Source organism: Nonomuraea sp. B5E05 (assembly GCF_039880665.1).
Classification (GTDB): domain Bacteria; phylum Actinomycetota; class Actinomycetes; order Streptosporangiales; family Streptosporangiaceae; genus Nonomuraea.
The window spans coordinates 113,856-127,596 of record NZ_JBDPMJ010000010.1 but is presented as its reverse complement, the minus strand read 5'-3'; the positions used below and the strand labels follow the sequence as shown (position 1 = coordinate 127,596).

The 13,741-nt window shown below is 72.7% G+C and carries 14 protein-coding genes; 7 read left to right on the top strand and 7 right to left on the bottom strand.

Annotated elements, in window-relative coordinates; all coding sequences use genetic code 11:
* The first annotated feature begins 62 nt into the window (after positions 1 to 62).
* Positions 63 to 1,262: a sigma-70 family RNA polymerase sigma factor gene (locus ABGB01_RS20240; protein ID WP_347775096.1), complete on the top strand. Its 1,200-nt coding sequence runs from the start codon at positions 63 to 65 to the stop codon at positions 1,260 to 1,262.
* Here the strand turns inward: ABGB01_RS20240 and ABGB01_RS20235 are convergent.
* Positions 1,259 to 2,005, bottom strand: coding sequence for a maleylpyruvate isomerase family mycothiol-dependent enzyme (locus ABGB01_RS20235; RefSeq protein ID WP_347775095.1), 747 nt, complete (start codon positions 2,003 to 2,005; stop codon positions 1,259 to 1,261). The two genes, ABGB01_RS20240 and ABGB01_RS20235, sit on opposite strands and share 4 nt — an antisense overlap.
* 63 nt (positions 2,006 to 2,068) lie before the next feature.
* Here ABGB01_RS20235 and ABGB01_RS20230 point away from each other — a divergent pair, with 63 nt between their 5' ends.
* A complete protein-coding gene (locus tag ABGB01_RS20230; protein ID WP_347775094.1) occupies positions 2,069 to 2,983 on the top strand; it encodes a MerR family transcriptional regulator in 915 nt (304 codons plus the stop codon).
* 34 nt (positions 2,984 to 3,017) lie between these two features.
* On the opposite strand, the gene ABGB01_RS20225 is transcribed toward ABGB01_RS20230, so the two are convergent.
* A complete protein-coding gene (locus ABGB01_RS20225) occupies positions 3,018 to 4,226 on the bottom strand; it encodes an MFS transporter (protein WP_347775093.1) in 1,209 nt (402 codons plus the stop codon).
* A gap of 66 nt (positions 4,227 to 4,292) precedes the next feature.
* Here ABGB01_RS20225 and ABGB01_RS20220 point away from each other — a divergent pair, with 66 nt between their 5' ends.
* On the top strand, positions 4,293 to 5,243 hold the full coding sequence (locus ABGB01_RS20220) for a LysR substrate-binding domain-containing protein (protein ID WP_347775276.1): 951 nt from the start codon (positions 4,293 to 4,295) through the stop codon (positions 5,241 to 5,243).
* A 39-nt stretch (positions 5,244 to 5,282) separates the two neighbouring features.
* Entirely contained in the window at positions 5,283 to 5,474 is a 192-nt protein-coding gene (locus ABGB01_RS20215) for a hypothetical protein (RefSeq protein WP_347775092.1), read from the top strand.
* Here the strand turns inward: ABGB01_RS20215 and ABGB01_RS20210 are convergent.
* Positions 5,441 to 6,076 (bottom strand): class I SAM-dependent methyltransferase, encoded by a 636-nt coding sequence (locus tag ABGB01_RS20210; RefSeq protein ID WP_347775091.1) that lies wholly within the window; start codon positions 6,074 to 6,076, stop codon positions 5,441 to 5,443. The two genes, ABGB01_RS20215 and ABGB01_RS20210, sit on opposite strands and share 34 nt — an antisense overlap.
* A gap of 219 nt (positions 6,077 to 6,295) precedes the next feature.
* On the opposite strand from ABGB01_RS20210, the gene ABGB01_RS20205 reads away from it, so the two are divergent.
* Positions 6,296 to 7,813 (top strand): acyl-CoA synthetase, encoded by a 1,518-nt coding sequence (locus tag ABGB01_RS20205; protein ID WP_347775090.1) that lies wholly within the window; start codon positions 6,296 to 6,298, stop codon positions 7,811 to 7,813.
* Between the two features lie 45 nt (positions 7,814 to 7,858).
* Here ABGB01_RS20205 and ABGB01_RS20200 read toward each other — a convergent pair whose 3' ends face one another.
* From ABGB01_RS20200 to ABGB01_RS20185, 4 genes are read right to left on the bottom strand one after another with little or no spacing between them, the layout of a single operon-like run.
* Entirely contained in the window at positions 7,859 to 8,869 is a 1,011-nt protein-coding gene (locus ABGB01_RS20200; RefSeq protein ID WP_347775089.1) for a hypothetical protein, read from the bottom strand.
* Entirely contained in the window at positions 8,866 to 9,390 is a 525-nt protein-coding gene (locus ABGB01_RS20195; protein WP_347775088.1) for a SigE family RNA polymerase sigma factor, read from the bottom strand. The genes ABGB01_RS20200 and ABGB01_RS20195 overlap by 4 nt, the downstream gene beginning before the upstream one ends.
* A 58-nt stretch (positions 9,391 to 9,448) precedes the next feature.
* Positions 9,449 to 10,414 (bottom strand): adenylate/guanylate cyclase domain-containing protein, encoded by a 966-nt coding sequence (locus ABGB01_RS20190; RefSeq protein WP_347775087.1) that lies wholly within the window; start codon positions 10,412 to 10,414, stop codon positions 9,449 to 9,451.
* A gap of 57 nt (positions 10,415 to 10,471) precedes the next feature.
* A complete protein-coding gene (locus ABGB01_RS20185; RefSeq protein WP_347775086.1) occupies positions 10,472 to 11,218 on the bottom strand; it encodes a FadR/GntR family transcriptional regulator in 747 nt (248 codons plus the stop codon).
* 86 nt (positions 11,219 to 11,304) lie between these two features.
* Between ABGB01_RS20185 and ABGB01_RS20180 the strand changes: the two genes are divergently transcribed.
* Positions 11,305 to 12,798, top strand: coding sequence for an ABC transporter substrate-binding protein (locus ABGB01_RS20180; RefSeq protein WP_347775085.1), 1,494 nt, complete (start codon positions 11,305 to 11,307; stop codon positions 12,796 to 12,798).
* Positions 12,795 to 13,733, top strand: a complete 939-nt coding sequence (locus ABGB01_RS20175) for an ABC transporter permease (protein ID WP_347775084.1) — start codon at positions 12,795 to 12,797, stop codon at positions 13,731 to 13,733. The genes ABGB01_RS20180 and ABGB01_RS20175 overlap by 4 nt, the downstream gene beginning before the upstream one ends.
* The last annotated feature ends 8 nt before the right edge of the window (positions 13,734 to 13,741 follow it).

Genomic DNA, 13,741 nt, shown 5'->3' with positions numbered 1-13,741 from the left:
TGTCCCATGACGACCGAAGGAGACGGGACGATGGACACCGGGGAACACGAGAAGGAGCGGCCATGACGGACGTCTCCCACGCCGCACTGGCCAGCGTGGTGCGCGAGCACGCCGGCCGGCTGGCCGCCTCGCTGGTGACGCTGCTGGGCGACTTCTCCGCCGCCGAGGACCTGGTGCAGGACGCGGTGGAGAAGGCCCTGGTGCGCTGGCCGGAGGACGGCGTGCCGGAGCGGCCCGAGGCGTGGTTGTACACCGTGGCCCGGCGGCGCGGCCTCGACCTGCTGCGCCGCGAGAGCAACCACCGCGACAAGCTGGCCCTGCTGTGCGTGCCGGAGCCTGGCGAACCCGACGGCCGGCTACGGCTGATCTTCACCTGCTGCCATCCGGCGCTGCCACGGCAGGCGCAGGTCGCGCTCACGCTGCGGGTGGTGTGCGGGCTGACGACCACGCAGATCGCCGCCGCCTTCCTGACCCGGGAGAGCACGGTGGCACAGCGCATCACCCGCGCCAAGAGGAAGATCGCGGAGGCGGGCATCCCGTACCGCGTGCCGACGGCGGGGGAGCGGCCGGAGCGGTTGCGCGAGGTGCTCACCGTCATCTACCTGATGTTCAACGAGGGCTACCTGTCCAGCACGCTGGAGCGGGCCCAGGCGCGTGACCTGGTCGACGACGCCGAGTGGCTGGCCTCGCTGCTGGCCGGGCTGATGCCGGACGAGCCCGAGGCGGCCGGGCTGCTGGCCCTCATCCGGCTGCACCGGGCCCGCGGCGCGGCCAGGTTCGGCGCCGACGGCCGGCTCGTACTGCTGGCCGACCAGGACCGCTCCCTGTGGGACCACACCGCCATCGAGGACACGATCCGGCTCCTGACCCGGACGGCCCGCACGCACCGGCGTCCCGGGCCGTACCAGCTGCAGGCGGCCATCGCGGCCTGCCACGCCGAGGCCGCGTCATGGGCGGGCACCGACTGGCGGCAGATCGTCGTGCTCTACGACATGCTGCTGTGCCTCGCCCCGTCGCCCGTGACCCGGCTCAACCGGGCCATCGCCCTGCGGTACGTGGACGGCCCGGAGGCGGCGTTCGCGGAGCTCGAAGCCCTCGGCGAGGCGCTGGGCCGCTACCCGTTCCTCCACGCCACCCGCGCCGAGCTGCTGCGCGATCTCGGCCGCAGGGCGGAGGCCAGGCGGGCCGACGAGCGCGCCCTCGCACTCACCGCCAACCCCGCCCAGCAGGCGCTGCTGGAGGAGCGGATCGCCTGGGGCTAGAACGCGGTGTGCGCCAGCCAGTGGTCGAGCAGCGCGCGGTCGCCCGTGACGTCGCGCGGGGGCACGCGCCGGGTGAACACCAGCATGAGCTCCGTCACCGACCCCGACACCACGACGTCGCCGTCGCCGCCCCCGCGATCGCAACGGATTCCGTCCGGTGTCCTGGTGATCACCCAGCCCTGCCCCGAGTCCGGCCGCAGCACGATCGTCTCGCCCCGGCCCCGCAGCTCGGCCAGCTCCGGCCTGAACTCCACCGCGGACGGCACCGCCAGCAGCCCCATCCCCTCGGAGATCACGTCGGCCGCCAGGTCGCCGGCGACGTCGAACGCGACGCCGGTCGTGGCCGCCGCGTCATAGTGGTGGATGACGGTGTCGCCCAGCATCCTGCGCAACCAGAACACCGGCGGCGTCGGACCCGTCAGCGACCAGACCCGGGCGCTGGCGGGCGCCTCCTGGACCGCGCCGATCACCTCTTCCGCGCCGTCCCGCAGCCACCGCGCCCACACGTCCCGAGGCCCCGGATCGTCCGTGGCGGGATCGGCGATGGGCACGGGCGCGGCCTCGCGCACCAGCTCGGCCGCCCACCGGTGCGCGTGCCCGATGTGCCCGGCCAGGTCGCGCAGCCGCCACTCCGGGCACGTCGGCACCCGGGCGTCCGGGTCGCCGCCGGTGACCGCGCGGGCGAATCCCGCCGTCTGCTCTCGCAAGCCCTCCGCGAGCCGGGCGGTGTCCAGTGTCGTCATGGCGAAAAATCCTCTCAACGGGTACGCCGGTACCGTAGAAACTCCAGTCCGGTGGAGGTTCAAGTGGATGTGAGCAACGACACGCTCGGGATCGGCGATCTGGCGGCGCTGACCGGCGTACCGGTGCGGACCATCCGCTTCTACTGCGACGAGGGCATCATCGAGTCGGTGCGCAGTGCCGGCGGCCACCGCAGGTTCGACGGCGCCGCGGTGGAGCGGCTCGGCATGGTCAGGCGGCTGCGCGGGCTCGGCCTGGGGCTGGCCGCCATCGCGCGCGTGCTCGCCGGCGAGCGCTCCGTGGCCGAGGCGGTGGCGGAGGAGCGCGCGGTGCTCGACGTCCAGCTCGCCGGGCTGGCCTGGCGGCGGGCCGCCCTGCGCGCCGTCGAGGAGGCGGGCCCGGCCGAGCGGCCGGCCCGGCTGGACCTGCTGGCCGCGGCCGAGCAGGGCACCGCCGCCCGCGACGAGCTGGTCGGATTCTGGCGGCGGCAGATGGTGGCGCCCATCGCCGACGAGATGTTCGCGTCGTTCGTGGCCATGGCCGTGCCCGACCCGCCCGCCCATCCGACCCCGCCCCAGGTCGTCGCGTACGCCGAGCTGGTCACCCTGGTCGCCGACCGGTCGCTGACGCGCCTCCTGCGCGCCCGTGCGCTGGAGAACGTGAAAGCGATCCACGACGAGGACGAGCTGATGTACGGCCTCGGCGAGGCGTGCGCGCTGGTCGAGCCCCTCGTGATCGCAGGAGAGGCGCCGCGTCCCGGGCCCGAGCTGGACCGGTTCGTGGCGGTGCACGCCACGGTGCGGGGGGTCGGCGACACCCCGGACTTCCGGCGCGAACTGCTGGCGAACGTGGCTCCCGACCGCGACCCGCGCTTCCGCCGTTACTGGCGGCTCGTGAGCGAGGTCAGCGGAGAGAAGGCCACGCTCGGCTCGACCCACCTGTGGCTCGCCGACGCGCTCGAACACGCCCTCACCGCCTGACCTGTGGTGCCCTCGCGGCCGGATCGTGCTGCCCTCACGGTCTGACCCGTCGTCCCCTCGCCGCGCGTGACACGAGGACGGCCAGGCCCGCCAGCAGCAGCCAGGCCGACGTCAGGACCACCAGCCAGGTCCAGCCCGCGCGCCCGTACACGACGCCCCCCGCGGTGCCGCCCACGCCGCTGCCCAGGTAGTAGGCCAGGGTGTACATCCCGGCGGCCCGGCCGCGGGCCCGCGGCGCGGCATCGGCGGTGACCCAGGCGTTCGCGATGGCGTGGGCGGCGAAGAACCCGGCGGTCAGCACGGCGAAGCCCAGCACGACGAACGGCAGCGCCGGATGGGCGGTCATGACGGCGCCGGCCACCGTGACCATCAGCGCCGTGACGAGGGCGGGCGTACGTCCGAGGCGGGCGGCCACCCGTCCGGCGGCGGCCGACGAGGCGGTGCCCATGGCGTACGCGAGGAAGACCAGGGACGCCGCGGCGGTGCTGAGCGAGATCGGCGGCGCGGACAGGCGGAAGCCGGCGGCGTTGTACAGCGCCACGAACGCGCCCATGCCCAGCGCGCCGACGGCGTAGGCGGCGACCGGCCGCCCCGGCCCCTCACGCGACGGCGCGGATGCCGCGACGTGGGGGTGCGGCGGCCCCTGGCCAGGGGGCGGGGGCTGGTCGCGGGGGAGGGCCAGTGCCGTGAACAGCGCGCACAGCAGGGCGACGCTCGCCACGGCGAACAGCGCGCCGTGCCAGCCCAGCGGGCCGGCGGCGAAGCCCGCGCCCAGCCGGCCGAGCATCCCGCCCATCGTGTTGCCCGCGATCATCGCGCCCACCGCGCCCGGCAACCGCGCCGTGCCGAGCCGGTCGGCCAGGTACGCCGCCGCCACCCCGGCGAACCCCGCGACCGCCACCCCCTGGACCGCCCGCATCGCCAGCAGCACGGGGAACGACGGAGCCAGCGGCAGCAGCAGCCCGATCACCGCCGACACCAGCACCGACCAGAGGATCACCCGCCGCCGCCCCGCCACCCCGGCGAGCCAGGCCAGCGGCAGCACCGTCACGGCGAGCGCGGTCGTGGCCACGCCGACAGCCAGCGACGCGCTCCCCGGATCCAGCCGAAACGCCCCGGCGAGCTGCGGCAGCACCGGCTGGGGCGCGTACAGCAGGGCGAACGACGACACCCCGGCCGCCGCCACGGCCGCGCTGACCCGCCGCGTGTCCGCGGGCAGAGCCTGAGCCTGAGTGACCACCACCCGCGCCACGCTAGGCACGGCACATAGATACGTCCAATGCGGAAACAGGAGATGATTCATACCGTGATGGATGAGTCTGACGAGGAGCTCGCCGCCCGCCTCGCCTCCGACCTCGCGCTGATCGCGGCGGTCGGCGAGACCGGGCACGTGACCCGCGCGGCCGAGCTGCTCGGCATCCCCCAGCCGACCGCCAGCCGCCGCCTCGCCGCGCTCGCCGACCTGGTCGGCGCGCCGCTCGTGCTCCCCGCGGGCCGCGGCATCCGCCTGACCAGGGCCGGGCGCGTGCTCGCGGCCGCCTCCGCCCGCGCGCTGGGCTCGGTGACCGCCGCCGTCCGCGAGGTGCGCGAGGAGACCGACCCGGGCACGGGCCGCGTCGTCCTCGGCTTCCTGCACCTGCTCGGCCGCACGCTCGTCCCCTCCCTCATCCGCGACTTCCGCGAGCGCCATCCCGGGATCCGGTTCAGCCTGGTGCAGGGCTCGCGGCAGACCATGTTGCGGGCCGCGCGCGAGGGCGAGATCGACCTGGTGTTCCTCGCGCCCATGCCGCTGGACGATCCGGGCCTGGTCAGCAGGCGGCTCGCCGACCAGGAGCTGGTGCTGTCCGTGCCGGGCTCGCACCGGTTCGCGGCCAGGAGGCGGGTGCGGGCCGCCGAGCTGGCGGGGGAGGAGCTGGTGACGCTCGAACCCGGGTACGGCCTGCGCCAGATCACCGACGACCTGTGTGCCAGGGCGGGATTCGAACCGCGGATCGTGTTCGAGGGGCAGGAGTCGGAGACCGTGCGCGGGCTCGTGGCGGCGGGGCTGGGGGTGGCGATCCTGCCCCGCTCCGGGCCGCCCGGCTCGCTCGCCGGGGTCATGGAGATCCCCCTGTCGCCGCCGGTGTTCAGGACGATCGGCGTGAGCTGGCCGGCGGGCGAGCGGCTGACCCCCGCGGCGCGGGTGTTCAGGGAGCACGTGTGCGCCGGTGTGACGGATCTTGGGCCGGGCTTCCGTGGCGAGCCGCCCGGCTCTCCGTGACCGGTGAGGCCGGCGGGGCTCATGGGCCACACTGGAGAGATGACTGAGGACGGCGATGCGGGCGTGCCGGGCTCGCTGGCTAGGGTGCTCGCCGACGTGGCGGCGGAGCGGGCGGCGCAGGACGCGCGCTGGGGCAAGCCGGGGACACGGACCGCCGCCGGGAGGACGGCCTTCGGTCCGCTGATGTCGCGGGTGAGTCACGCGGGCGGTGGGCCGGCCCTCGTGGTGTAGATCGTGACGGCGTACGGGCGGGGAGGCGCCGGGTAGACCTCCTCGGTCAGCCGCGACAGCGCCGTGTCGGCGTCGAGGTAGCGGTGCAGCCGCCCGGCCTCCGGCCATGGGTGCACGGCCACGAGCACCCCGTCGCCGGGCACGAGCAGCCGGCCCAGGCGGGCGCTGGCCAGGCGCAGGCGCTCGTGGCGGCCGAGGTAGTACAGGGTCTCCGAGCAGAACACGAGGTCGAAGCGCTGCTCGGGCACGTGGGTGAGGATGTCGGCCCGGACGAAGCGCACCCGGCCGGTGTCGGGGACCCGCCGTCGGGCCCGCGCCAGCGCCCGCGCGGAGACGTCGACCCCGACGATCTCGGCCTCGGGATAGGCGGCCGCCAGCGCGCGGGTGAAAGCGCCCTCGCTGCACCCGACCTCGATGATCCGCCGGTACGGTTTCCGCGGCACGTGTTTCAGCGTGGCCTCGTACTTCTGCCGCTCGTAGGTGTCGGTCGACAACTTCCAGGGGTCGGGGACCCGGTGCCGCCAGTCGAAGAAACGGCCGAGTATTATGCCCTGGGCCTGCGGCGGGAGCAGTGACAGGGTGCGGAACAACGTACGGTGCATGATCTCTGGAATGGGCGGCATGGCGGTGGCGCGGCCTCTCTCGGATGGGACGCGTGAGCGTCTCCGTGAACTGAGATGACGTCGTCACCGAAGCGAGTTCCCGGATGACCACCGTCTATGCCCCGCCACCCGATGCCGGCGGCATCGCGCGCGGGCGCAGGAGACGGGGAACGGTTAGGATCACCCGAACATGGTTCTGCGCGACTGAAGGATGTCCCCATGATCCGCCGGCATACCATCGCTGACCTGCTGCGGCGCTCGGCCGCCCGCCACCCCGCCAAGACCGCCGTCGTCTACGGTGACCTGCGCCAGAGTTACGCCGACCTCGATCTGATGGTCAACCGCACGGCGAACGCGCTGGCGGCGCGGGGCGTCGGCAAGGGCGACCGGTTCGCGGTGCTGAGCCACAACAACCACGCGTTCGTGGTCGCGTATTTCGCGCTGGCCCGGCTGGGCGCGATCTCCGTGCCGATCAACTTCATGCTGGGGAGCGACGAGGTCGCGTACATATTGGAGCATTCGGGCGCGACCGGGATGCTGGTGGAGGAGGGGCTGCTGCCGGTGGCCGCCGCGGCGGCGGGCCCGCGGGTCACCGTGCGCGGGGTGATCGGCGCGGCGGCGGACGGCTGGGAGCCGTTCGCGAGCTGGGCCGCCTGCGACGACGCGTCGGAGCCGCAGGTGGACATCGCCGACGACGACCCGATCCAGCTCATGTACACCAGCGGCACCGAGTCGCGCCCCAAGGGCGCCACGCTGTCGAGCCGCAGCCTGATCTCCCAGTACGTCACGTGCGTGGCCGACGGCGAGATGAGCCCCGACGACGTCGAGGTGCACGCGCTGCCTCTCTACCACTGCGCGCAACTGCACTGTTTCCTCACGCCCGGCATCTACCTGGGCGCCACCAACATCATCCTGCCCGGGGCCACCCCCGCGGTGATCCTGGCCACGATCGAGGGCGAGCGCGCGACGAAGCTCTTCTGTCCGCCCACCGTCTGGATCGGCCTGCTCCGCCACCCCGACTTCGGCCGCCGCGACCTGTCGTCGTTGCGCAAGGGCTACTACGGCGCCTCGATCATGCCCGTCGAGGTGCTGAAGGAGATCGCCACCCGCCTGCCCGAGGTGCGCCTGTTCAACTTCTACGGCCAGACGGAGATGGCCCCCGTCGCCACGATCCTCGGGCCCGACGAGCAGCTCACCCGGCTGGGCTCGGCGGGCAGGCCCGCCCTGAACGTCGAGACCAGGATCGTCGACGACGAGGACAGGCCGGTGCCGCCCGGCGTGGTCGGCGAGATCGTGCACCGCAGCCCGCACGCCATGCTCGGCTACTGGAACGACCCCGCCAAGACGGAGGAGGCGTTCCGCGGCGGCTGGTTCCACAGCGGAGACCTGGGCGTCATGGACGCCGACGGCTACCTGTCCGTGGTCGACAGGAAGAAGGACATGATCAAGTCGGGCGGCGAGAACGTGTCGAGCCGCGAGGTGGAGGAGGCCATCTACCAGCATCCGGAGGTCGCGGAGGCGGCCGTGTTCGGCGTGCGGGACGAGCGGTGGATCGAGGCGGTGACGGCCGCCGTGGTGCTGCGCGAGGGCGCCGGGGTGACGGCCGACGAGCTGATCGCGTTCCTGCGGGAGCGGCTGGCCGCCTTCAAGACCCCGAAGCGGGTGGTGTTCGTGGAGACCCTCCCCAAGAACGCCTCGGGGAAGGTGCTCAAGCGGGAACTGCGCGACAGGTTCTGACCGGCCGCCGCCGGCGGCCGGTCATCGGTGCACGCCCGGAGGCGGTCAATTCACGTACGCCGCCACCGACCAGCGGACCGGCCGGTTGGTGGCCTCACCCCACAGGCCCACCTTCCCGGTGATCGTCACCTTCTCGCCCTTGGGCACCGTGTGCTCGCCCATCGCCAGCGGGAAGGGGCCGCTCTTCCAGGTGCCGCAGTCGGCGGTCGAGCCGGTGTCCTTGCCGTTGATCCGGTAGGTGAACCACATGCGACGGGCCAGGTCGCCCGTGCAGAGCTGTTCCAGACCGAGCTTCCCGCCGGGGCTCCTGACCACCAGCTCGAACGAGCGCTCCTTCGTCCACGTGCCGCCCCTTGCGACGGCAAGCCTCATACCGGCCAGCTTGGCAGGCGGGGAGCGCAGCTCGTCGGGCTCGACCGGCTCGGCGGGCGGCGTCCACTCGTAGACGGCCAGGCTCCAGGCGGCCCAGTGCGGCTTGAGCGGCTCGCACCTCCCGCCCTTCTTCTCACGTACGCAGCCGTACCCGATTATTTCGGTGTCGAAGGTGACGGTGACCTCCGTGGCGCCCTCCGGCACGACCAGCGGTCTGAGCTCCATGTCCTTCCCGCACCTCAGGGAGCCGGCCTGGTGGAGCCTGCCGTTCACGGTGATGTGCGGCGGCTGGCTCCCGGGCCTGCCCCGGCACAACCCGGCCAGGTCCAGCGGCCTGCCGGTGACCGGGACGGTGACCGACGTCTTCTGCCCGCCCTTGGCCGCCAGTTGGGTCGTGGCCAGCCGCCGGTACTCGGTGCCGTCGCCGGAGGTGAACGTCTCGGGCAGCTCGGCCGCGGGCCTGGCCGCCGCGGTGATCTCCCGGGCGGGGGACTCGGCCGCGCCGGGGACTAGGGAGACGCCGACGACCACGGCCGCCGCGGCCACCGCCGCGCCGGCCATCGCGCCCCGCCGGATGCGGGTCCTGCGGATGCGGGAGCGGATCTGGTCGTGCCGGTGCGGGTTGGGGGGCGCCGGGGCCTCAGCCCGCTCCCGCAGGACGTCACGCAGGTCGTGCGCGCTCATCGGTGCAGCTCCTTCACGATCGATTCGTCCACTCGCAGCTTGGCCAGCGCCTTGGCGCACTGGCTCTTGACCGTGCCCTCCTGGCAGCCCAGGATCCTGGCCACCTCGGCCACCGGCAGGTCCTCGTAGAACCGCAGCACGACCACCGCGCGCTGCCGGGCGGGCAGGCGGCCGACCGCCTGCCACAGCTCCTCCCGCTCGCCGCCGGGAGGATCATGCGTCACGGCGTGGGGCAGGTCGTCGCTGGGCAGCTCCCTGCGCCACCTGCGCCGCCACCAGGACGTGTACGTGGTCACCAGGACCCTGCGCACGTACGCCTCGGGCTCGTCGATGCCCGGCCAGGCGAACCAGGCCTTGGCCAGCGACTCCTGCAGCAGGTCCTCGGCGACCCCCCAGTCGCGGGTCAGCAGGTACGCGGTGCGCAGCAGCCGATCGGACCTTGTCGCCACAAAGTCATGAAATATCGTCCTATCCGCCAACGTGAGTTGCCTCCTCGAAGCTTGCCGACGGTAGTGACGCATCGAGCGCGACGCCAGGTTGCCCGCGCGGAACCGGCGTCGCCGGCCGGGGGAACCGGCGTCAGGCGGTCTCGGCGCGCGTGACCGTGAACGGCACCAGCTCGCCCAGCCCGCGCACCGACAGCCGGTCGACCGCCCGCAGCCGGAACTCCCGGTCGCCCTCGAGCTCCTCCGCGAGCTGCGGATCGGCCAGGATCGTGCCGGGCAATGACAGCGCGGTGAGCCGGCTGGCCAGGTTGACCGTGGTGCCGAACACGTCGCCCATGCGCCACATCACCGGCCCCGCCGCCAGCCCCACCCGCAGCTCCGGCATGTCCTTGCCGCGCGCGTGCGTCTCCACCAGCCGCACCGCGATGTCCGCCGCCACGTGCGCCTCATCGGCCACGAACAACACCGAGTCGCCCAGCGTCTTGACCACCCGCCCGCCGGACGAGGTCACGATGTCGGCCGAGCGCCCCTCGAACCTGTCGACCAGCCGGGCCAGCTGGCCGAGGGTGATCTGCCGGCTCAGCCGGGTGAACGCGACCAGGTCGGCGAACCCGACGGACAGCCGCACGGCGCTCATGTCCTGGCCCGCGATGCGCCCGGCGGCGGCGGCGAGCTGACGTTGCCAGGCGTAGACCAGCAGCCGCCCCAGGTCGGGCACCACGAGCTCGGCCCGCCGCCGCCACGCCCGCGACCGCTCCTCCAGCGGCACGCCCGCCTGGTCGAGCGACTCCACGCCCACCTCGGCCTGCGACTCGGCCAGCCTGGTCGTGGCCCGGCCGATGGAGCGGGCGATCAGCAGCATGTGCTCCTCGTCGTAGGCGCCGGAGCCGACCATGCGCAACATCGTCCTGAGCGCCTCGACGTCGGAGTCGGTGAACTCGACCGCGTCGTCGGCCACGTTGGGGAACCCGAGGGCGCGCCAGAGCCGCCGCGCGCGGTAGACCGGCACCCCCGCCATGTCGGCGACCTGGTGGCTGGTGTAGCGGCGCGGCTCGCGCAGGAACGCCTCGCGCAACGCGTCCCCATCATCGAGCGGCACGTGGGCAAGATAACATTCGGGGCCCCGGGTCAGGTGACCAGTGCGGAGTCAGCGCGATCACTCCAGCAGGGCGCGCAGGGCCGGGCGTTCACCGTCCGGCACGTAGTCCGCGTAATAGTCGTACATCGCCTTGCGGGTCAGCCGGGCGGCCAGCGGCCCGTCGCCCGCGCGCACGGCGGCCAGCACCTCCTCGTGGTGCTTGATCGTCTGCCGCATCAGCGCCGGCCGGTCGGGGGCGGCGGCGAGCTTCTCCGAGATCAGCCCGAGCACGATCGAGCGGACGACGTCGGTGCAGATCTGGATCAGCTTGTTGCCGCTGGCCCGCGCCACCACATCGTGGAAGGAGACGTCCTCGGCCACGAACGCGTCGTGGTCCGTCGCGGCGCGCATGCGCGCGACGGCCGCCCCCATCTCGGCGAGCTGCCCGTCGGTGCGCAGCCGGGCGGCCAGCAGGCTGGCCGACGAGTCGAGCACCATCCTGAACTGCACCAGCTCGGCCAGCGACAGCTCCGCCACCCTGGCCAGCGTGGTCATCGACTTGTGCAGGGCGGCGGGCGTGAACGGCAGCACCTCCGCCCCGTGCGGATCGCCGGGACGCGACCGGACCAGGCCGCGCGCCTGCAGCACCCGCAGCGCCTCGCGCACGGTGGACCGGCTGACCGAGAACTGCACCATCAGGTCGCGTTCGCTCGGCAGCCGCTCGCCAGGGCTGAGCGCGCCGCTCTCGATGGCCTCCTCGACCTGCTCCACGACCCGCTCGTAGGCGCGGACGGCACGCACCGGCTCGAACCGCGGACCACCCATGCAATCCCCCTTGACCCGAGCCGCCGACGACTGGCAATGTGCAGCCTACTGGTCCGACCAGTGCACTAGCCAGGAGGCTGAAGACAATGAGGCGCATCGGCATCTGGATCGCCGTCGGCGGTCTCCTGCTGGCCACGGCCGCCTGCGGTGGCGGCGACAGCGGTGGATCCGCGTCCGGCACCCCCGAGGCCCAGTCGCTGGCCGTCGGGTTCGTGGCCGAGCCGGCCAACCTCGACTTCACCTCCACCGAGGGCGCCGCGATCCCGCAGGCGCTGCTCGTCAACGTCTACGAGGGCCTGGTCAAGCTCGACCAGGCAGGCGAGATCGTGCCGCTGCTGGCCGAGAAGTGGGAGGTCTCCGACGACAGGAAGACCTACACGTTCACGCTCCGCGAGAACGTGAAGTTCTCCAGCGGCGCGCCGTTCACCGCCGACGACGTGGTCTTCTCGCTCGACCGGGTGAAGTCCGACTGGAAGCTCAAGATCAAGTCGCAGCTCGACGTCGTCGACAAGGTGGAGAAGAAGGACGACTCCACCGCCGTGGTCACGCTCAAGCAGCCCAGCAACGGCTTCCTCTACTCGATGGCCACCAGGCTGGGCGCGATGTTCAGCCGCACGGGAGTGTCCGACCTGGCCGGTAAGCCCGTCGGCACCGGCCCGTACGTGCTCGGCTCGTGGCGGCGCGGCGACTCGATCAAACTCGACGCCAACCCCTCCTACTGGGGCACGAAGCCGCCGCTGTCGTCGATCACGCTGAAATACTTCAAGGACGCGACGGCGATGAACAACGCGCTGCTCACCGGCGGCATCGACGTCATCTCCAGCGTGCAGGCGCCCGAGTCGCTGCAGCAGTTCGCCGACCCAGGCCGCTTCGAGGTCATCGAGGGCACCACCAACGGCGAGGTCGTGTTGTCGATGAACAACGGCCGCCCGCCGTTCAACGACAAGAAGGCCAGGCAGGCCGTCCGGCACGCCATCGACCACAAGGCGCTGCTCGACACCGCCTGGGCCGGGCGCGGCGGGCTGATCGGCTCGATGGTGCCGCCCACCGACCCCTGGTACGAAGACCGCACCGGCGACTACCCGTACGACCCGGCCAAGGCCAAGCAGCTGCTCGGCGGCAAGACGTACAACGTCAAGATGCGCATCCCCAACCTGCCGTACGCGGTGGCGAGCGCCCAGGTCGTCAAGTCGCAGCTGGCCCAGGTGGGGATCACGGCCGAGATCGAGCCGCTGGAGTTCCCCGCCCGCTGGCTGGACCAGGTGTTCTCGAAGGGCGACTACGACCTGTCGATCATCAACCACGTCGAACCCCGAGACATGGGGATCTTTGCCGATAAGTCTTATTACTTCGGTTACGACAATCCCGCGTTCGGCAAGCTCCTCGCCTCCGCCGACCAGGGCACCGAGCAGGAGCAGGCCGACGACCTCAAGCAGGCCGCCAAGCTCCTGTCCGACGACGCGGCCGCCGACTGGCTCTTCCTCTTCCCCAACCTGATCGTGGCGAAGAAGGGCGTCACCGGCCTGCCGAAGAACGCCATCTCGGAGTCCTTCGACTTCACCGCACTCGCCAAACAGTGACCCTCTACCTGCTCAAACGCCTGGCGGTGCTGCTCGCCAGCACCGCCGTGGCCGCCGTCGTGGTGTTCGGGTTCATGGCGCTGCTGCCCGGTGACCCGGCCGAGATCGCGCTCGGCGTCAACGCCACGCCCGAGGCGGTGGCCGCGCTGCGCGAGGAGTTCGGCACCGACCGGCCGCCCGTCGTGCAGTTCCTCGACTGGTCCGGAGGTCTCCTCCAGGGCGACTTCGGCACCTCCTACGTGACCAGCTCGCCCATCGGGCCGCAGATCGGCGACCGGCTCGGCGTGACGGCCGTGCTCGTGCTCGGCGGCATGGCCGTGGCGCTCGCCGTCGCGGTGCCGCTGGGCACGTACGCCGCCGTGCACCACCGCGACCCGCTCGGCGCGGCGATCAGCGCGGCCAGCCAGGTCGGCATCGCGATCCCGGCGTTCCTGGCCGGCATCCTGCTGGTGTTCGTGTTCGCGGTGCAGGCCCAGGTGCTGCCGTCCGGCGGCTACGTGCCCTTCGCGGAGGACCCGGGGGAGTGGCTGCGCGGCCTCCTGCTGCCGTGGGCGTCGCTCGGGCTCGTCCAGGGGGCGGTGCTCACCCGCTACGTGCGCAGCGCCGTGCTCGACGTCATGCGGGAGGACTACCTGCGCACCGCCCGCGCCAAGGGCCGCGCCAGCACCGGCGCGCTGTGGCGCCACGGGCTGCGCAACGCCTCCGTCCCCGTGGTCACCGTGCTCGGCCTGCAACTGGCCACGCTGCTGATCGGCGCGGTCGTGGTCGAGCGGGTCTTCGTCATCCCCGGGCTCGGCGACCTGCTGCTGAACGGCGTCGCCGGGCGCGACCTGCTGCTCGTCCAGGGTGTCGTGATGGTGCTGGTGGCGGCCGTCCTGCTGATCAACTTCGTGGTGGACGTCGCCTACCACCTGCTCGACCCGAGGCTGCGGTGAACCGGAGG

What these genes read in the sequence shown, in the direction of transcription:
- ABGB01_RS20240 (WP_347775096.1), top strand. Translation starts at nt 63, where the DNA reads ATGACGGACGTCTCCCACGCCGCACTGGCCAGCGTGGTGCGCGAGCAC.
- ABGB01_RS20235 (WP_347775095.1), bottom strand. Translation starts at nt 2,005, where the DNA reads ATGACGACACTGGACACCGCCCGGCTCGCGGAGGGCTTGCGAGAGCAG.
- ABGB01_RS20220 (WP_347775276.1), top strand. Translation starts at nt 4,293, where the DNA reads ATGGATGAGTCTGACGAGGAGCTCGCCGCCCGCCTCGCCTCCGACCTC.
- ABGB01_RS20215 (WP_347775092.1), top strand. Translation starts at nt 5,283, where the DNA reads ATGACTGAGGACGGCGATGCGGGCGTGCCGGGCTCGCTGGCTAGGGTG.
- ABGB01_RS20210 (WP_347775091.1), bottom strand. Translation starts at nt 6,076, where the DNA reads ATGCACCGTACGTTGTTCCGCACCCTGTCACTGCTCCCGCCGCAGGCC.
- ABGB01_RS20205 (WP_347775090.1), top strand. Translation starts at nt 6,296, where the DNA reads ATGATCCGCCGGCATACCATCGCTGACCTGCTGCGGCGCTCGGCCGCC.
- ABGB01_RS20200 (WP_347775089.1), bottom strand. Translation starts at nt 8,869, where the DNA reads ATGAGCGCGCACGACCTGCGTGACGTCCTGCGGGAGCGGGCTGAGGCC.
- ABGB01_RS20195 (WP_347775088.1), bottom strand. Translation starts at nt 9,390, where the DNA reads ATGCGTCACTACCGTCGGCAAGCTTCGAGGAGGCAACTCACGTTGGCG.
- ABGB01_RS20185 (WP_347775086.1), bottom strand. Translation starts at nt 11,218, where the DNA reads ATGGGTGGTCCGCGGTTCGAGCCGGTGCGTGCCGTCCGCGCCTACGAG.
- ABGB01_RS20180 (WP_347775085.1), top strand. Translation starts at nt 11,305, where the DNA reads ATGAGGCGCATCGGCATCTGGATCGCCGTCGGCGGTCTCCTGCTGGCC.